The organism is Jeongeupia sp. HS-3 (assembly GCF_015140455.1).
In the GTDB taxonomy this organism is placed as follows: domain Bacteria; phylum Pseudomonadota; class Gammaproteobacteria; order Burkholderiales; family Chitinibacteraceae; genus Jeongeupia.
The window spans coordinates 675,734-694,143 of record NZ_AP024094.1; the positions used below are offsets into that span (position 1 = coordinate 675,734).

The window sequence follows — 18,410 nt, forward strand, 5'->3', positions numbered from 1 at the left end:
CATGATGCCGCAAGCCGATACGCCGCTCCTTGATGTGCAAGCACTTAGCGTGCATTACGCCGATGGCGTAGTGCCGGCCGTTGATCGCGTCAGCTTTACCGTGGCCGCAGGTGAAACGCTGGCGATTGTCGGCGGTTCAGGCTCGGGCAAGAGCGTCACCGCCCGCGCGCTGATGCGGCTTGATCCGGACGCGCGTTGCCGCGGTCGTATCCTCTTTGAAGGCAACGATGTGCTGGCGATGTCGCCCAAGCAGCTGCGCCGCTTGCGCGGTGGTGGTATCGGCATGGTGTTTCAGGAGCCACTGTCGGCGCTGAATCCGGTGATGAGCGTCGGCGCGCAACTGGGCGAGGCGCTGGCGCTGCAACGCGGTTTGTCCGGCCGGGCGGCGCAGGCTGAAATGACGAGCCTGCTTGCGCGCGTCGGCCTTGATGATCCACGGCGGATGCTGGCGAGTTTTCCGCACCAGCTGTCGGGTGGGCAGCGCCAGCGCGTGCTGACGGCGATTGCGCTGGCCGGCTCGCCCAGACTGCTGGTTGCCGATGAACCAACGACTGCCCTTGATGCCCATTTGCGTCGGCAGGTTCTGGAACTGCTCAAATCGTTGGCGACCGAATCGGGCATGGGCTTGCTGCTGATTTCGCACGATCTGCCGCTGGTGCGCGACTTTGCCGATCGGGTTGCGGTGATGCACGAGGGCCGCATCGTCGAAATGGCGCCCACGGCGACGTTGTTCGCCGCGCCAACGCATCCGTACACCAAGGCGCTCTTGGCGGCACGCAGCATCCGGCTGGCCCGGCCACTGGCCGACGATGCCAGGCTGCTGCTGCAAGCCCGTGGCCTGCACTGCCGCTATCGCCGCTCGCGCGGCTGGTTTCGCCGGCCCGAGCATTTCGATGCGCTGGTGTCGGCCGATTTTTCGCTCTCGCGCGGTGAAACGCTGGGTGTGGTCGGCGCCTCGGGCTCGGGCAAAACCACGTTGGGCTTGGCGGTGTTGCGGCTGGTGCGCGAGGCCAAAGGACAGATCGAATTTCACGGCGACAATGGCACGGTGCCACTCGATACGCTGACCGGCGCACCGCTGCGACGGGCGCGACGGCATTTGCAGGTGGTGTTGCAAGACCCGTTCGCCTCGCTGTCACCGCGAATGACGGTCGGAGAGATTGTCGGCGAAGGGCTGCGTGTGTATCAGCCGGAACTGGGCGACGCAGAGCGTCGATCACGGGTGGTTGCCGCGCTGGCCGAAGTGGGGCTTGGCGCCGAGGTGATCGATCGTTATCCGCACGCGTTTTCCGGCGGCCAGCGCCAGCGCATTGCCATCGCCCGTGCGCTGATCGTTTCCCCCGATATTCTGGTGCTCGACGAGCCGACGTCTGCGCTGGATGCGCATATTGCGGTGCAGGTGCTGAGCTTGCTGGCCGAGTTGCAGCACCGGCATGGCATGAGTTATTTGCTGATCACGCACGATCTGACCATCGTCCGCGCGATGGCGCACCGGGTGATGGTGATCGAATCTGGCCGGATCGTGGAGCAGGGAGGCGTGGAGGCCGTGTTCGCATCTCCGGCGAATACTTACACAAGGTCGCTGATTTCCGCTGCTGCGCTGCCGCCCGTATCCGGGCCGATTTGAACTGTTTCATAAATGTTTCAATCAGATTTGTTCTATCAGCATTTCATGATGGATTGAGTTAACATGCCGCTCGTCACTATAACCATAAGAAAATTAGGGGTATTGGCGTGCGTCGAAACGAACCAGTTACAGGCAGGGAAATCAAGGTCGACCCGCGTCGACCACTTGTCAGCAAAACGGATTTGAAGGGGCGCATCACCTATGCAAATCCCGCCTTTGTTGACATCAGCGGCTTTGCTCGCGAGGAGCTGCAGGGCAGCCCGCACAACATCGTGCGTCATCCGGAGATGCCCTCGGCGGCATTCGACGACATGTGGCAAACCTTGAAGTCCGATCAGCCGTGGCGCGGGGTAGTGAAAAACCGCTGCAAGAGCGGCGACCACTACTGGGTCGAGGCGTTTGTCACGCCGCTGTACCAGAATGGCGAAAAAGCCGGCTACATGTCGGTGCGCAATGTGCCGAGCAAGGCACAGGTCGAGGCCGCCGAGCGGCTGTATGCCGGGGTCAACGCCGGCAATGCCGTGCTGCCTGCCACCCGCTGGGCGCGCACGATGGCGCTGGAGTGGCGACTCGCGATTGTTCTGGCACTGATTCTGATGTTTTCCATGCTGTCACTGGTGTTGCCGCCGGCCTACTGCCTGCCGTCGGCACTCGCTGCTGCAGTTGCCGGCTGGGTGTGGCTGCGTGCGAGCTGGGGCGCATCGCTGCGCGCGGCAAGCGACGCGATCGGCCAGTTGGCCGAAGGCAACTTCCGCGCCGAAACCCGTACCGAGGCGCCGCGCGAGTATTCGCAGCTGCTGCTGCAGATTGAAGGCATGCGGATCAATCTGCGCGCCATCATGGCCGACGTAGTTTCCGCGGCCAACACCGTCGAGGCGCATGCCGGCTTGGTGGCGACCGAAGCGGGGAGGATGACCGAGCGCGCGAGATCCCAGTCCGATGGCGTGGCCGGTGTGGCCGCTGCGCTGGAAGAACTCACGGTCTCGGTCGGTGAAATCCAGGATTCGACCCGTCAGGGGGCTGCGCATGCCGATCTAGCGGGCGGGCTCGCCCGGCGCGGCAGCGGCGAAATGCATTCGGCGCAGCTGGCCACCCAGCAGGTGGTCGGCGTGGTTGACGATGCCCGCGAGACGATCAATACGCTGTCCGAAGCGGTGCGCAGCATCAACATGCTGGCGCAGACGATCGGCGAGATTGCCGACCAGACCAATCTTCTGGCGCTGAATGCGGCGATCGAGGCTGCGCGAGCCGGCGAGCAGGGGCGCGGTTTTGCCGTGGTGGCCGACGAGGTGCGCAAGCTGGCGGAGCGCACCACCGAGAGCACCGGAGCGATCACGGCGACCGTTGCCACGATCACCGAGCGCGCGGGGCTGGCGCTGACGAGCATGGCACAGGCGGTCGATGCGGTGCGGCACGGTACGGCGATGATCGACGATTGCGACCGGACGCTGCAGCAGATCTGCGAGGCCAGCGAAGGCGTCGCGCTGTCGTCGCACGAGATCGACACGATGCTGAAGCAGCAATCGCAGGCCGCCAGCGATGTCGCGGTACGGATGGCGCGGATCAGCGCGATGTCCGAGCAGAATGATGCCGCGATCACCGGCATGAGCGGTGCTGCCGGGCAGCTGGAAGCGGTCGCGCACGAGTTGCACGCATTGCTGCGGCAGTTCGAAAAATCGCTCTGAGCGAGGCGAGCCGGCGTCGTGCGCCGGCAGCGGGTGACTAGATTACCGGCTGGTGATCCTGTTGCGGCGCCGCGACGCGAAAATGCGCCGGCAACAGTTCGAGCAGTCGCACGCACACGCCCGGTGCCATGTCGTGTGCCATTCCCGGCACCTCGACCCAGCGTGCGCCGGGTATTTTGCTCGCGACATCATGACCGCAGGCCGGTGGAATCAGCGGGTCGTCTTTGCCGTGAATGACCATGCTCGGTGCGCGTATGGTGGCAAGCAGCGGGCTGCGATCCGGCGCTGCGGCGACGGCGATCAACTGTCGCAACACGCCGACCGGATGAATGGCGCGATCCAGCGCGCGGCGGATTCGCGCTTTTTGCATTTCGATTGAGGTGGGGAAGCCAGGGCTTTGAATTACCTCGAAATTGCGCTGCATGAAATCGACCAGTATCTCGCGTTGCCCGGGCGTATTGCTGCCCCGCGGTGGGCGACGGATAAGCGCGGCCTGCGCCGCAGCTTGAGGCCCGGGCAGGCCGGGGGCGCCACTGGTGCTCATGATGCTGGCCAGGCTCAACACCCGATCCGGCGCGCGGGCCGCGACGAGCTGGGCGATCATCCCGCCCATCGACACGCCGGCGACGTGCGCTTGCGCAATGCCGAGCGCATCCAGCAGACCCAGCGCGTCGGCAGCCATATCGTCGAGCGAGTAAGGTGCCTTGATGGTCAGCCCGAGGCTGCGCTTGAGCAGGTTCCACGGCAGGTTGGGTTTGCCGAGGTGGTCGAGATGGCTGGAAAGCCCGATGTCGCGGTTGTCGAAGCGGATGACCTGAAAACCTTCGGCGGCGAGCGACTGGCAGAACTCGTCGGGCCAGCCGACGAGCTGCATGCCCAGGCCCATGATCAGCAACACGGCCGGATGGTCGCTGTTGCCGAAGCGCTCGTATTCGATGTTCAGTCCGTTGGCACTGGCTTGGGGCATGTCGTCTCCATTCGATTCCGGCCCGGCGGGCATCCCCGCGTCAAGCCCCGATCTTTTGGACATCGGGGCGCACGAGAAGGGATCAAGTTGTCATTATGCCGAAACAGGGCGTGACAACGGACAACCCCCTGCAAGAGGGGTGTTGTCCGTTGCGTGTGCTGCTCTAGTGCTTGAAGCTGATCTTGCCGTTGTCGACGTTGACGTCGACCCGAACCACATCCTTGGCGCCGAATTCGCCGGCCAGAATCTGCTTCGCGAGCGGATTTTCGATCTCGCTCTGGATCGCACGCTTCAGCGGCCGTGCACCGTAGACCGGGTCGAAACCGGCTTCGGCGATTTGCGCCAGCGCGGCTTCGCTGACTTCCAGACCGATTTCCAGCGCGGCCAAGCGGCTTTCGAGGCGCTTGAGCTGGATCGCGGCAATGCCCTTGATCTGCTCCTGTTCGAGCGCGTGGAACACGACGATCTCGTCGATCCGGTTGACGAACTCGGGACGGAAGTGCGCCTTGACCTCGGCCAGTACGGCGATCTTGGTCAGCTGGTAATCCTCGCCGGCCATCATCTGGATCTGCTGGCTGCCGAGGTTGCTGGTCATCACGATCACGGTGTTCTTGAAGTCGACCGTGCGACCTTGGCCATCGGTGAGCCGGCCATCGTCGAGCACCTGCAACAGCACGTTGAAGACGTCCGGGTGTGCCTTTTCGACCTCGTCGAGCAGGATCACGCTGTACGGCTTGCGTCGCACCGCTTCGGTCAGATAACCGCCTTCCTCATAGCCGACATAACCCGGCGGCGCGCCGATCAGCCGCGCCACGCTGTGCTTTTCCATGAACTCGGACATGTCGATGCGGATGATGTGCTCATCGGTATCGAACAGAAACTCGGCCAGCGCCTTGGTCAGTTCGGTCTTGCCGACCCCGGTCGGCCCGAGGAACAGGAAGGAACCGTACGGGCGGTTCGGATCGGCCAGACCCGAACGCGAACGGCGGATCGCATCCGACACCACGGTGATCGCCTCGTCCTGGCCGATCACGCGCTTGTGCAGCGCATCCTCCATGTTCAAGAGCTTCTCGCGCTCGCCCGACATCATTTTGCTGACCGGAATCCCGGTGGCGCGGCTGACGACCTCGGCGATTTCCTCGGCGCCGACCTGCGTGCGCAGCAGCCGGTTCGGCTTGTCGTGGCCCTCGGCCGCTTCGGCGGCCTTGAGCTTGGCTTCAAGCTCGGGCAGCTTGCCGTATTGCAGCTCGGAGGCCTTGTCCCATTCGCCACGGCGCTGCGCGGCGTCCATCGCCGTGCGCGTCTGCTCGATTTCTTCCCGGACCGATTGCGAGCCAAGTACGGCGGCCTTTTCGACCTTCCAGATTTCTTCCAGATCCGAATATTCTTTTTCCAGCGTGCCGATTTCTTCTTCGATCAGGCCGAAACGGCGCTGCGACGCCTCGTCCTTCTCGCGTTTGACCGCTTCGCGCTCAATCTTGAGCTGGATGATGCGGCGTTCGAGCTTGTCCATCGATTCCGGCTTGGAGTCGATTTCCATCTTGATCTTGGCCGCGGCTTCGTCGATCAGGTCGATGGCCTTGTCGGGCAGGAAGCGGTCGGTGATGTAGCGGTGGCTCAACTCGGCCGCGGCGACAATCGCCGGGTCGGTGATGTCGACACCGTGATGGATCTCGTACTTCTCCTGCAGACCGCGCAGGATCGCGATCGTTGCTTCGACGCTCGGTTCGTCGACCAGCACCTTCTGGAAGCGGCGCTCGAGCGCGGCGTCCTTCTCGATGTACTTGCGGTACTCGTCGAGCGTGGTCGCGCCGAGGCAGTGCAGCTCGCCGCGCGACAGCGCCGGCTTGAGCATATTGCCGGCGTCCATGGCCCCTTCGGCCTTGCCGGCGCCGACCATGGTGTGGATTTCGTCGATGAAGATGATGGTGTTGCCTTCATCCTTGGCGATGTCGCTGAGCACGGCCTTGAGGCGTTCCTCGAACTCGCCGCGATACTTGGCGCCGGCGAGCAGGGCGGCCAGGTCGAGCACCAGCAGCCGCTTGTGCTTCAGCGACTCGGGCACTTCGCCGTTGACGATGCGCTGCGCCAGCCCTTCGACGATGGCGGTCTTGCCGACGCCGGGTTCGCCGATCAGCACCGGGTTGTTCTTGGTACGGCGCTGCAGCACCTGGATCGCCCGGCGGATTTCGTCGTCGCGGCCGATCACCGGATCGAGTTTGCCGGCGCGGGCGCGCTCGGTCAGGTCGACGGTGTACTTGGACAGCGCTTCGCGTTGTTCCTCGGCATTGGCGTCATTGACGCTGGCGCCACCGCGCACAGCTTCAATCGCCGCTTCAACGGCTGCCTTGTTGCCACCATGCTGTTTCAGCAAGCGGCCGGCTTCGCCTTTGTCGTCGGTCAGCGCCAGCAGGAAGAGTTCGCTGGAAATGAACTGGTCACCGCGCTTGAGCGCGGCCTTGTCGGTCAGGTTCAGCAGGTTGGCCAGATCGCGCGAGACGTTGATCTCGCCGCCGGTGCCTTCCACCTTGGGCAGGCGGGTCAGCGCGTCGTTGACGGCGGTTTTCAGCGGCGGCACGTTGACGCCGGCGCGCGACAGTAGGGCGCTGGCGCCCGAGTCGCTGTCGTTCAGCAGCGCGGCGAACAGGTGCACCGGCTCGATAAAGCCGGCATCGTTACCCAGCGCCAGACTTTGTGCATCGGCGAAGGCCGCCTGGAATTTGGTGGTGAGTTTGTCGAATCGCATGGTTGCCCCCTCGGCATGTTTCTCTATGCATGCTAGATGGTGGGGCGGGGCGGCATTTCAAGCGCAAAGCCCTTGGCTGCTCAAAGGGAACGACTGGCACTTTGCACACTGGTGCCTTGCACTTCGGGTTCATTGTCACCGGCCGGTGCCACGCGCTCGTCGATGCGAACGAACAACAGTGCCGGTGCGATCAGCGCGACGCCGACACACAGATAGGTGGCGAGGAACATCGTATGCAGCTCGCGCGTTTCGGTGGCGAAGTGGCCGCCGAAGGCCGCCAGCAACAGGCCGATCAGCGCGGCGCCCAGGCTCATGGTCAGCTGCATGATCATCGACATCATGCTATTGCCGCTGCCGGCCAGGCTGTTGTCGAGATCCTTGAGCATATAGGTGTTCATCGCCGAGAACCGGGTTGCGTTGAGGCCGCCCTGCAGCACCATGAACACCATCATCAGCGGGTAATAACCGGCTAGCCCGCACAGGCCGATGCCGACGACGGTCAGGCCAAGCAGCACGGTGGTCCAGCTCAGCACTCGCCGGTAGCCGAAGCGCTGCACGGTGCCGACGACGACGCGTTTCATCGACATGGCGCCGATCACCGTCGGGATCGACATCATCCCGGCGTGCATCGGGCTGAAGCCGAGGCCCATTTGCAGGAACAGCGGCGTCAGCAGCGGCAGCGCGCCGGTGCCGATGCGGCCGAAAAAGCTGCCGGCGGCGCCCATGGCGAAGCTGGGGATCTGGAACAGACGCGGGCTGAACAGCGGTGCTTCAGCGCGATTGGCATGCTGCCAGTACAGCAGCAGCGCGCCAAAGCCGACGGCGAGCATCGGTACGACCGCGGCCATGGTCAGGTGCAGTTCACCCGCGCCTTCGAGCGCCAGCGTCAGCATCGCCATCGAGGTGGCAATCAGGATGAAGCCGGCAATATCGAAGCGTGGGCCGCGTTCAAGCGCGTAATTGGGCATCAGCCGCCAGGTGGCCAGCATGCCCAGCAAGCCGATCGGCAGATTGATCAGAAAGATCCAGTGCCAGGACACGTATTCGACCAGAAAGCCGCCGAGCGTCGGCCCCACGAGCGGACCGATCAGGCCGGGCAGGGTGACAAAGTTCATCGCCGCCATGAAATCCTTGCGCGGCACCGCCTTGAACACGGTCAGCCGGCCGACCGGCACCATCATCGCGCCGCCGGCGCCTTGCAAGATTCGCGCGAATACCAGCGTGCCCAGGTTGGGCGCCAGCGCACAGGCGAGCGAGCCGGTGGTGAACAGTGCGATGGCGCAAAGGAAGATGCGGCGCACGCCGAAGCGGTCGGCGAGCCAGCCGCTGGCGGGCAGCAGGATGGCGACGGTGAGGATGTAGGCAATGGCGACCGACTGCATCCGCAGCGGATTTTCGCCCAGGCTGTGCGCCATCGACGGCAAGGCGGTGTTGACGATGGTGGCGTCGAGCGTTTCCATGAAGAAACCGATCGCCACCAGCCAGAGCAGCCAGCGTGTCGAAGAGGGATGTTTGGTGTTCATGTTGGCCTTCCCAACCGGGGAAGCGGGAAGGCTTCGCTCGGTATTGCGTAGTAATACTACGAAATACTAAACATATTGATTATTAATTTCAGCATCTTTATTGCGTTGTAATTAACAACTATGATGCATGTTGATTTTTAGTCCGGTGGCGGCTGTGTGACGACCTTGTTGCGGCCCTGGCGTTTGGCGTCGTACAGGGCGCGGTCGGCGCGCTCCAGAAAATCCGCCAACGGTTCTGACTTGAGCGTCGTTACTCCGAAGCTGGAGGTCAATCGCTGTCCGGTGGGCCAGGTGTTGGCCTCAATGGTCGTGCGCAGCGATTCGGCCAGCTGGCTGGCGTGTTCGAGCGAGGTGTCGGGGCAGAACACCACGAACTCCTCGCCGCCCCAACGCACCAGATAATCGCGCTGGCGGATGCGCTTGCGAATGGTGGCGGTGAACTGCTGCAGCACCTTGTCGCCCATGGCATGACCGTGTTCGTCGTTGACGCGCTTGAAGTGATCGATGTCGCAAAAAATGGCCGCCAACGGCCGCTCTTCGGTCAGCGCGCGCTCGGACTCATCGAGTAGTGCGTCGCGAATGCCGGCGCGGTTGAGTGCGCCGGTGAGCGGATCGCGCTTGGCCTTCTCGCCGATCTTGGCGTTTTCCAGCATCAGCGCGGCGTTCAGCCGGCTGAGCTGCGTTTCGCGTTCGCGGCTGTGCGCCAGTTTGCTGCGCATGCCGACGCGCCACTGCAGCAGATAGGCCAAGGCTGCGCACAACCAGAGGGCGATGATGAGGAAGGCCATTTCATCGGCCTTGACCCATTTGCCGCGGAATTCGATGTAGTCGATGACGATGCGCTGGCGGGCGTTTTCGCGCACGCCGGCGGTATCGAGCAGCAGCACGGGCACGTTGTGCATTTCCACTGCCGAGCGCTCTACCGGGATATGGTTGTTGACCAGCCACCACGAGGCGACGTTGAAGGTGCGTAGCGGCACCTGGATTTCACGGCCGTCGGCGTGGGGCTCGAATTGCAGTTCATTAAGGCGCCAGGTCAGCGGGTCGTCGGCTTTGGCGCTGCCCGAATCAAAGTCACGCATAAAGAAGCGCAGCCGGCGCGTACCGGTGCTGGTGCTGTGCAGCTTGAAGGCGATGGTCTCGAAGCGTGAGAAGTTGACGCCATCCTGTGGCTGCTCGCTCAGCCAGATCGCCAGCTCGCAAAACGGCCATTCGTAGCGATCGCTCAGCGTGCAGTCGAAAACCAGCCGCTTGCCATCCTTGGTGAGCGTGGCCAGCGATGCACCGCCGTCATCCCTGTCGTCGATGGCCTGGAGACGATAGGAGGTGTTGCCATCGATGCGCAGAACGCGGTTCAGGCCCAGTTGCTGCCATAGCAAGAGCGCAATGCTGATGAGCAGCAGCGAAACAACAGCAATGCGCAGGCGTCGGGTGGTGTCGGGAGAGTCCATTACACAGTCGTCGGATAAAGGGTGCTACCGTTGATTAGAACGGTTTTTTCGTCGCAAGAACAAGTTGAGCCGGTGAAGGGGGCGCGACAGTAAAGCCGTTAGCTCCCGCGGGCACAAGCGGGCGATTAACAGATGTGTATAGTGCCGCGCTGCGCGAAGGCGGACTTGCCTTCCTCGTGCATGAATGCAAATGCTGGCGTGGGCGCAGTGTTGCAAATGTGTAAGTGCTAGCGTAGGACTACGTCATCATTACCAATGCCAACCGTGCGCGCTCCCCGTACATTCCGCGCTTTCTGCCCCCTTAGTATCGCGACGCATTGTCATGCCCATTCATCCTGCCCTGATCTTGCAGCGCACCCCGATCAACCGGCGCCGGGTGCTGCGCGCGGTGATTGCCGTCGGCTTGCCGCTGGCCATCGCGCTGGTGCGCGGCGAATTTCTTCCGGCGGTTTATGGCGCGGTGGCAGGGTTTTACACCTTATTTGTCGACAGCGGTGGCGATACCGGCGAACGGCTGGCCGCGATCCTGTATATGACCGTGGGCATGCTGCTGGCCGGGATTGCCGGTGTGGCCGGGCATCTGGTGCCGGGGGCGTCGCTGCTGCTGCTGATTGGTTTCACCGCGGTGGCGGGTTGGCTACAGGGAGCGGGTAGCGCGGCCGAGTTCATCGGCAAATACTGGCTGATTGCCTTTTTGTTCGGCGACAGCGCGCCCGATCTACCGCCGCTGTGCGGCACTTATCTGATTGTCGGCGGCCTGGCCGGCATGCTGGCGGTGCTGGCCGATCTGGCCATCACCCGCCGGCCCGAACCGCAAAGCGCGCCGATGCTGCGCGATGCCGCGCGACATCTGCTGCGCCGCCGGCATACCAATGGCGCGTTTACCTTCTACTTTATGGTACTGGTCGTCGTCGGTTACATCGTTGGCCATTGGCTGGGGTTGACGCGCGCCTACTGGGTGCCGCTGACCATCGTCATCGTCACCGTTTATGACCCGCGCCACAGCATCCATAAGCTGATTCAACGTCTGGCCGGCTCGCTGCTCGGCGCCGTGCTCGGTGCGCTGATTGTGCATTTTGTTCGCGCCGAATGGGCGCTGGCATTGTGCGTGACCCTGATGGCGGCATGGCTGCCGGCGGCGCAGGCGCGTAATTACTGGGTGGCGGTGATCCCGATCACCGCCTTGGTGATGGTGTTGCTTGATTTCGGTATTTTGCGCGGCAGCCTGTCAGCGACCGACTTCGCGCTGGCGCGCATGGCTGACACCGTGGTCGGCTGCGTGATCTGCGGCTTGGGCGCGATGATGTATCTGCGCCTGCTGCCACGCATTGAAGCGGCACAATCGCCCAAGCGTCGGCGCGGCATATAGTCAATTCAATTGACGTATTTCGCAGCGCTGTCAATGGTTGTGAAACGCAATCGTGATATCAAGCAAGGTTCATGCGGGTGGCGTAACAAGTACCATCCCGCAAGCTGGGCGATGAACTACATTTGCGACAACGGAATTCAGACTGAACGCCTTGGTATGCACCTTGTCATGACAAGGGAAAACCGGGCGCCTCCATTCAAATCAGTGGCTCAGGCACGCAGGTGCCATTGCAAAGGGATAGGTAACCATGCAGACATTCTTCATTGCTCCAACACGCCAGAACGTCGGCCTGACTTCGGTCTCGCTGGGCGTGGTTCGCGCGCTGCAACGCCAGGGCTTGAAGGTCGGCTTTATCAAGCCGGTGTCCCAAGACAATCACGAAATCGAGCGCTCGACGCATTTCGCCCGCGAAATCTGCCAGATCGAGACCCCGAACGGTTTATCCACCGGTCAGGTGATTGCTCGCGTTGCCGCCGGCCAGAACGACGAGCTGATGGAAGACATCGTCAGCCTGTGCATGGGCGCGGCGCATGGTGCCGATGTGCTGGTGGTCGAAGGCCTGCATGTCGATCCGAACAACGCCTTTACCGCCGGGCTGAATGCCGATATCGCCCGCAGCCTGCACGCGGAAACGGTGCTGGTTGTCAACGCCGGTGCGGCGGGCGCGGTCAATGAAGTCAAGGTGCTGGCCGCACAGCTCAGGCACGAAGGGCTGAACGTGGCCGGGGTGATTTTCAACAAGGCACCGGCAACGTTCGACGCCGCGGCACAACCGGCGATCGATGGCATCCCGGTCTGGGGCGTGGTGCGCTTCGACGCCTTGCTGATGGCACCGCGCACGCTGGATGTGGCACGCCATCTGAACGCCGAAGTGCTGATCGAGGGCGAAATCAGCAAGCGCCGCGTCCTTGAAACCGTGGTGGCCGCGCGCTCGGTGACCGAAGTGGTCGAGCGCCTGAAGCCCGGCGCGCTGGTGGTTAGCGCCGGTGACCGCGACGACATCATGCTCGCCACCGCGCTGGCGGCGAAAAACGGCGTGCAGCTCGCCGGCCTGCTGCTGACGCATTCGAGCATGCCCGACCCGCGCATTCGCGAATTTGCCGCGATGGCGCTGCATAGCGGCATTCCGGTGTTGCGCACCGATACCGACAGCTACGGTACCGCCGCCCGCATCGCCCAGGTGCCGCAGGCCGTTGCTGCCGACGACATCGAACGGATGAACGCCGTACTGGATACCGTTGCCGAGCAATTGTCGGCCGATTTGCTGATCGCCGGGGTCAAGGTGCCGGCATCGGTGCGGATGTCGCCGCCGGCCTTCCGCTACCAGTTGATCAGCAAGGCCCGCGCCGCCAAGAAGTGCATCGTGCTGCCGGAGGGCGACGAGCCGCGCACGATCAAGGCTGCGGTCATTTGCGAAGAGAAGGGCATCGCGCATTGCGTGTTGCTCGGCAAGCGCGCGACCATCGAATCGATTGCCGCTGCGCAGGGCGTCACCCTGCCGGCGTCGCTGGAAATCCTCGACCCCGATCTGGTTCGTCAGGAATACGTCGCACCGATGGTCGAGCTGCGCAAGAGCAAGGGCCTGACCGAAGGCCAGGCGCTGCAGCAGCTTGAAGACACCGTCGTGCTCGGCACGATGATGCTGGCGGTCGACAAGGTCGATGGCCTGGTATCCGGTGCCGTCCACACCACTGCCAGCACCGTGCGTCCGGCGCTGCAATTGATCAAGACCGCGCCGGGCTCGTCGATCGTCTCGTCGGTGTTCTTCATGCTGATGCCCGATCAGGTACTGGTGTACGGCGACTGCGCGATCAACCCGAACCCGACCGCCGAACAACTGGCCGACATCGCCAAGCAAAGCGCCGACAGCGCCCAAGCCTTTGGCGTCGACCCCAAGGTGGCGATGATCAGCTACAGCACCGGCAAATCCGGCGCCGGTGCCGATGTCGACAAGGTTCGCACCGCCGCCGAGCTGGCCCGCGAGAAGTATCCGCAGCTGGTGCTCGACGGCCCGCTGCAATACGACGCCGCGTCAACGGCCGATGTGGCCGCGCAGAAGGCGCCGGGCAGCAAGGTTGCCGGCCAGGCCACCGTGTTCGTGTTCCCGGATCTGAACACCGGCAACACCACCTACAAGGCGGTGCAGCGCAGCGCGCACGTGATCAGCCTTGGGCCGATGCTGCAGGGCCTGCGCAAGCCGGTGAACGATCTGTCGCGCGGCGCGCTGGTCGACGACATCGTCTTCACCATCGCACTGACGGCGATTCAGGCTGCGCAAATGGATGCCAAGCGCTGATAGTCTGACGGTTGATGGCCAGCAAACGCCGACCTGTGGGTCGGCGTTTTTCATGGCGCATCATTCTGCTCATCAATCGGTGAACGATGGGGCTGGACGATGTGGCATCGCACCGTCCGATACCGTCTCCAGTTCGAAAAAATTCCAATCAATTACAAATCAGTACAAATCAGCGCCATGCCGCACTTGCGGTGCAGGTTGTTTCGGAATGGCGCTGCATGCACGCCTGAAAAGGCATCGCTGAGGCGGGCAACGACCGGCTGGTGACAGGCGATTTATGCCAAGCGGTCATAGTGGCCAAAGCGAATCGTCATCAACGCGTGATAGAATCTACGGTTTACCCAAACCCTTGCAGCATTCCATGACACGCGCCCTTCGCAACATTGCCATCATTGCCCACGTCGACCACGGTAAAACCACCCTGGTCGACCAACTCCTGCGCCAATCCGGCACATTCCGCGACAACCAACAGGTTGACGAGCGCGTGATGGACTCGAACGATCTTGAAAAAGAACGTGGTATCACGATTCTGGCCAAGAACACCGCCATCGATTACGAAGGCACCCACATCAACATCGTCGACACCCCGGGGCATGCCGACTTCGGCGGCGAAGTCGAGCGCGTGCTCGGCATGGTCGACGGCGTTTTGCTGCTGGTCGATTCGGTCGAAGGCCCGATGCCGCAAACCCGCTTCGTGACCAAAAAAGCGCTGGCGCTGGGTCTGAAGCCGATCGTGGTGATCAACAAGATCGACCGTCCGGGCGCACGTCCGGACTGGGTCGTTGACCAGACGTTCGACCTGTTCGACAAGCTCGGCGCGACCGACGAACAACTCGATTTCCCGATCATCTATGCATCGGGTCTGAACGGTTTTGCCAAGCTCGAACTGGCCCAAGAGTCGGACAATATGCGTCCGCTGTTCGAGGTCGTACTCAAGCATGTACCGTCGCCACCGGGCAATCCGGATGCACCGCTGCAGCTGCAATTGTCGGCACTGGACTACTCGACCTACACCGGCCGCCTTGGCGTCGGCAAGGTCGTTAACGGCCGCATCAAGCCGGGCCAGCAAGTCGTGGTGATGAACCATGACGAACAAGTCGCCACCGGCCGTATCAACCAGGTGCTGGGTTTCCAAGGTCTGGATCGCGTACCGGTTGAAAGCGCCGAAGCCGGCGACATCATCATCATCTCGGGCCTGGACGACATCGGTATCGGTGTGACGATCTGCGACAAGGAAAATCCGGTTGGTTTGCCGGTTCTGGGTGTCGATGAGCCGACGCTGAACATGGACTTCATGGTCAATACCTCGCCGCTGGCGGGTACTGAAGGCAAGTTCGTGACCTCGCGCCAGATCCGCGACCGTCTGACCAAAGAGCTGCTGACCAACGTCGCGCTGCGCGTTGAAGACACCGCTGATGCGGATATCTTCCGCGTCTCGGGTCGTGGCGAATTGCACCTGACCATCCTGCTGGAAAGCATGCGTCGCGAAGGCTTTGAAATGGCCGTCGCCAAGCCGCGCGTGGTTTACAAGGACGTCAACGGCGTGAAGTGCGAGCCGTATGAAAACCTGACCATCGACCTGGAAGACGAACACCAGGGCGGCATCATGGAAGAAATCGGCCGTCGCCGTGGCGAGTTGACCAATATGGAATCCGACGGCCAGGGTCGTACCCGCCTCGAATACCATATCCCGGCACGCGGCCTGATCGGCTTCCAGTCGGACTTCATGACCATGACCCGCGGCACTGGCCTGATGAGCCACGTGTTCGACGACTACGCACCGGTGAAGCCGGATATGCCGGGTCGCCACAACGGCGTGCTGATCTCGCAAGACAACGGCGAAGCCGTTGCCTACGCACTGTGGAAGCTGGAAGACCGCGGCCGCATGTTCGTGTCGCCGGGCGACAAGCTGTACGAAGGCATGATCATCGGTATCCATAGCCGTGATAACGACCTGGTTGTGAACCCGATCAAGGGCAAGCAGCTGACCAACGTCCGTGCTTCGGGCACCGACGAAGCCGTTCGCCTGACCACGCCGATCAAGCTGTCGCTGGAATCCGCGGTCGAGTTCATCGATGATGACGAACTGGTCGAAATCACCCCGAAATCGATCCGTATCCGCAAGCGTCACCTGCAAGAGCACGAACGTCGTCGTGCTTCCAAGAGCGAAGGCTGATTCGTTTCGCCGCAGCCAAAAAACGGAGCCCTTGGGCTCCGTTTTTTTTCGCCGTCCGTCGCGCTGTGCGCCACGCTCGCCGCTCCCATCTTGCCCCGTTTTGTTGTCGACTTTATCGTGCTACACGCCCGGTTCGAGCCGGGCACGATAACAAGGCGCATGACGCCAAAGGTGGAGAGAGATGAAGCGCACAACCCTGATGCATGGCGGCTTGGCTGTCGCCATGTTCGGCCTCGCCGTGGTCAGCCACGCCGCCTGCCGCGGCGGCTGGGCCGAGGGCACTACCTATACCGTTGGCGACACGGTGACGTATGGCGGGGCGGTCTACACCGCGCGCAGTACCCATACCGCCTACGTCGGTACCGGCTGGAACCCGGCGGCGACGCCGACACTGTGGACGATCGGCGGCACTTGCAGCGCCTCGCCGACCCCGACACCCTCGCCAACGCCAACGCCAACGCCAACGCCAACGCCAACGCCAACGCCAACGCCAACGCCAACGCCAACGCCAACGCCAACGCCAACGCCAACGCCAACGCCAACGCCAACGCCAACGCCCGTACCATCGCCGACTCCGACTCCGACTCCGACTCCGACTCCGACTCCGACTCCGACTCCGACTCCGACTCCGACTCCGACTTCGGTGCCCGGTGGCTGGGTGTTGCAGAACACCTTCGAGAATGACGCCATCGGCCTCTATACCGCGTCGGCGTTCCAGTCCGACTGGGGCATCGCGCCGGGCGAATCGACCGGCGTCACAGCCGGGCGACTGGCCATCGCCGGTGATCCGGACAATCAGGCGAACAAGGTGCTGCGCGTTACCTACAAGGCCGGCCAGGTCGGCGGCAACTCGGCGATGACCTTCGATGCACCGCTGGCCGGCAGCTACGGCCAGCTATGGCTGCAGTACAAGCTGCGCTTCGACAACGCGTTTACCTGGGTCAAGGGCGGCAAGCTGCCGGGGCTCGGCGGTGGCGACACGCCGACCGGCTGCATTGCCAACGGCAGCTTCGACGGTTTCACTACTCGGCTGATGTGGCGTGAAAACGGCGTCGGTTTCAGCTACCAGTACTATCCGGGCAAGAAGGACGAGTGTGGCGACTATTATGCGGTGGCGACCCGGTTCAAGCCGGGCGTCTGGTACACGCTGACGCAGCAGGTGGTGCTGGGCGACGCCGGTCAGGCCAACGGGCAGTTCCGTCAGTGGGTCGACGGCAAGCTGGTGCTGCAGCAAAGCGGGTTGTTGTTGCGCAATGCCGCAGCGGTGGGCGTCTCGGCGATCAAGATGGATACCTTCTTCGGCGGTTCGAGCACCGACTGGGCGCCGTCGAGCGACCAGTACGCCTACTTTGACGACTTCCGCGTCTCGACGGCGAGCCCGCTGGCGCTGGTCGACACGGCCAAGACGCCGCCACCGTACAGCGATCCGCTTAGCGGTTATGGCCAGTGGCAGACCGGCAAGAGCTATGCGCAGAACAGCCTGGTGTTCCGTATCGACGGCAACGGCGTTTACCGCTATTTCAAGGCGCGCGGTTACGTGGCCGCCAACGTCGATCCGCTCGTCAGCAGCCTGCTCGATGCCTACTTTCAGGTCTATTCGCCGCTGCGGCTCGACAACGGCCAGAAGTGGATCGAGCTGACCGAGCCCTGGCTCTGACGTGACCTCACTAACAACAAACCCGCCGCTGGCGGGTTTGTTGTATCAGCCGCGATGCACGGCCAGCGGCCCGTTGGCCTGGCACACCGGCATCAGCTGGACGTTGTTGATGTTGACGTGCGCCGGACGTGAGGCGACCCAGTACACGGTGTCGGCGATATCGTCGGCCGAAAGCGGCTGGGTGTTCTGGTAGACCGCATCGGCCTTGCTGGCGTCGCCGTGAAAGCGCACGCTGGAGAACTCGGTGCCGCCAGCCAGGCCCGGTTCGATATTGCTCACGCGTACCGGTGTGCCAAGCAGGTCGGCGCGCAGGTTGTGGCTGAGCTGGTGCACGAACGCCTTGGTCGCCCCGTAGACGTTGCCGCCGGGGTAGGGCCATTCGCCGGCGGTGTAGCCGATGTTGACGACATGGCCGCGACCGCGTTCGACCATGCCGGGCAAAAGTGCGCGGGTGCAGTAGACGAGACCCTTGATATTGGTGTCTATCATCCGCTCCCAATCGTCGAGATCGGTGCGGTAGGCAGGCTCGACGCCGAGCGCGAGACCGGCGTTGTTGACCAGCAGATCAATCGCGGCGAACCCGCTGGGCAGGCTGGCGAACGCCGTGGCAACGGCGTCACGGTCGGTCACATCCAGTTGCAGCGGCAGCAAGGCCGGGCCGAGCTCGGCGGCGAGTTCTTGCAACCGTTCGATGCGGCGGCCCGCAGCGATCACCTTGTGGCCTTCGGCGACGAAGCGGCGAGCGATGGCTTGGCCGAATCCGGCGCTGGCGCCGGTGACGACGACGATCATTGGACTCTCCTTGGCGGGTGATGGCGCTAGCGTGCGCCGAGCCGGGGGGGCACGGCAACACGCAGTTACGGCCTCTTTCAAGCGGCGCAGTTGCGTACCGCCAGCCGCACGGCAGAGCGGA

General features: G+C 63.1%; 11 protein-coding genes. 6 read left to right on the forward strand and 5 right to left on the reverse strand.

Going from position 1 to position 18,410, the window contains the following annotated elements; all coding sequences use genetic code 11:
- Position 1: 1 nt before the first annotated feature.
- Both JLC71_RS03185 and JLC71_RS03190 read left to right on the forward strand, forming a co-directional pair.
- Positions 2-1,627, forward strand: coding sequence for an ABC transporter ATP-binding protein (locus JLC71_RS03185; protein WP_236250960.1), 1,626 nt, complete (start codon positions 2-4; stop codon positions 1,625-1,627).
- Positions 1,628-1,809: 182 nt separating this feature from the next.
- The gene (locus tag JLC71_RS03190; protein ID WP_200917236.1) at positions 1,810-3,312 is read left to right on the forward strand and encodes a methyl-accepting chemotaxis protein; all 1,503 of its coding nucleotides are present in this window, start codon (positions 1,810-1,812) and stop codon (positions 3,310-3,312) included.
- A gap of 37 nt (positions 3,313-3,349) precedes the next feature.
- Here JLC71_RS03190 and JLC71_RS03195 read toward each other — a convergent pair whose 3' ends face one another.
- The 4 genes from JLC71_RS03195 to JLC71_RS03210 form a co-directional block, all read right to left on the reverse strand.
- Positions 3,350-4,279 carry an alpha/beta fold hydrolase gene (locus JLC71_RS03195; protein ID WP_200917237.1) on the reverse strand — a complete coding sequence of 310 codons (930 nt, stop codon included), beginning with the start codon at positions 4,277-4,279 and terminating at the stop codon, positions 3,350-3,352.
- Positions 4,280-4,442: 163 nt separating this feature from the next.
- Complete coding sequence (gene clpB / locus JLC71_RS03200; RefSeq protein ID WP_200917238.1) at positions 4,443-7,025, reverse strand: ATP-dependent chaperone ClpB; 2,583 nt, start codon at positions 7,023-7,025, stop codon at positions 4,443-4,445.
- Between the two features lie 80 nt (positions 7,026-7,105).
- Complete coding sequence (gene mdtD, locus JLC71_RS03205; RefSeq protein ID WP_200917239.1) at positions 7,106-8,548, reverse strand: multidrug transporter subunit MdtD; 1,443 nt, start codon at positions 8,546-8,548, stop codon at positions 7,106-7,108.
- Between the two features lie 137 nt (positions 8,549-8,685).
- Entirely contained in the window at positions 8,686-9,999 is a 1,314-nt protein-coding gene (locus JLC71_RS03210; protein ID WP_200917240.1) for a GGDEF domain-containing protein, read from the reverse strand.
- A gap of 322 nt (positions 10,000-10,321) precedes the next feature.
- Between JLC71_RS03210 and JLC71_RS03215 the strand changes: the two genes are divergently transcribed.
- From JLC71_RS03215 to JLC71_RS16390, 4 genes are all read left to right on the forward strand, one after another.
- On the forward strand, positions 10,322-11,368 hold the full coding sequence (locus JLC71_RS03215; protein ID WP_200917241.1) for an FUSC family protein: 1,047 nt from the start codon (positions 10,322-10,324) through the stop codon (positions 11,366-11,368).
- Between the two features lie 247 nt (positions 11,369-11,615).
- The gene (gene pta / locus JLC71_RS03220; RefSeq protein ID WP_200917242.1) at positions 11,616-13,664 is read left to right on the forward strand and encodes a phosphate acetyltransferase; all 2,049 of its coding nucleotides are present in this window, start codon (positions 11,616-11,618) and stop codon (positions 13,662-13,664) included.
- 361 nt (positions 13,665-14,025) lie between these two features.
- Entirely contained in the window at positions 14,026-15,840 is a 1,815-nt protein-coding gene (gene typA, locus JLC71_RS03225; RefSeq protein ID WP_200917243.1) for a translational GTPase TypA, read from the forward strand.
- 181 nt (positions 15,841-16,021) lie between these two features.
- Positions 16,022-17,497 carry a polysaccharide lyase gene (locus JLC71_RS16390; RefSeq protein WP_374757614.1) on the forward strand — a complete coding sequence of 492 codons (1,476 nt, stop codon included), beginning with the start codon at positions 16,022-16,024 and terminating at the stop codon, positions 17,495-17,497.
- Positions 17,498-17,542: 45 nt separating this feature from the next.
- Here JLC71_RS16390 and JLC71_RS03235 read toward each other — a convergent pair whose 3' ends face one another.
- A complete protein-coding gene (locus JLC71_RS03235) occupies positions 17,543-18,289 on the reverse strand; it encodes an SDR family NAD(P)-dependent oxidoreductase (protein WP_200917244.1) in 747 nt (248 codons plus the stop codon).
- Between the last annotated feature and the right edge of the window lie 121 nt (positions 18,290-18,410).

What these genes read in the sequence shown, in the direction of transcription:
- JLC71_RS16390 (WP_374757614.1), top strand. Translation starts at nt 16,022, where the DNA reads ATGAAGCGCACAACCCTGATGCATGGCGGCTTGGCTGTCGCCATGTTC.
- JLC71_RS03195 (WP_200917237.1), bottom strand. Translation starts at nt 4,279, where the DNA reads ATGCCCCAAGCCAGTGCCAACGGACTGAACATCGAATACGAGCGCTTC.
- JLC71_RS03210 (WP_200917240.1), bottom strand. Translation starts at nt 9,999, where the DNA reads ATGGACTCTCCCGACACCACCCGACGCCTGCGCATTGCTGTTGTTTCG.
- pta (WP_200917242.1), top strand. Translation starts at nt 11,616, where the DNA reads ATGCAGACATTCTTCATTGCTCCAACACGCCAGAACGTCGGCCTGACT.
- JLC71_RS03235 (WP_200917244.1), bottom strand. Translation starts at nt 18,289, where the DNA reads ATGATCGTCGTCGTCACCGGCGCCAGCGCCGGATTCGGCCAAGCCATC.
- mdtD (WP_200917239.1), bottom strand. Translation starts at nt 8,548, where the DNA reads ATGAACACCAAACATCCCTCTTCGACACGCTGGCTGCTCTGGCTGGTG.
- JLC71_RS03215 (WP_200917241.1), top strand. Translation starts at nt 10,322, where the DNA reads ATGCCCATTCATCCTGCCCTGATCTTGCAGCGCACCCCGATCAACCGG.
- JLC71_RS03185 (WP_236250960.1), top strand. Translation starts at nt 2, where the DNA reads ATGATGCCGCAAGCCGATACGCCGCTCCTTGATGTGCAAGCACTTAGC.
- typA (WP_200917243.1), top strand. Translation starts at nt 14,026, where the DNA reads ATGACACGCGCCCTTCGCAACATTGCCATCATTGCCCACGTCGACCAC.
- clpB (WP_200917238.1), bottom strand. Translation starts at nt 7,025, where the DNA reads ATGCGATTCGACAAACTCACCACCAAATTCCAGGCGGCCTTCGCCGAT.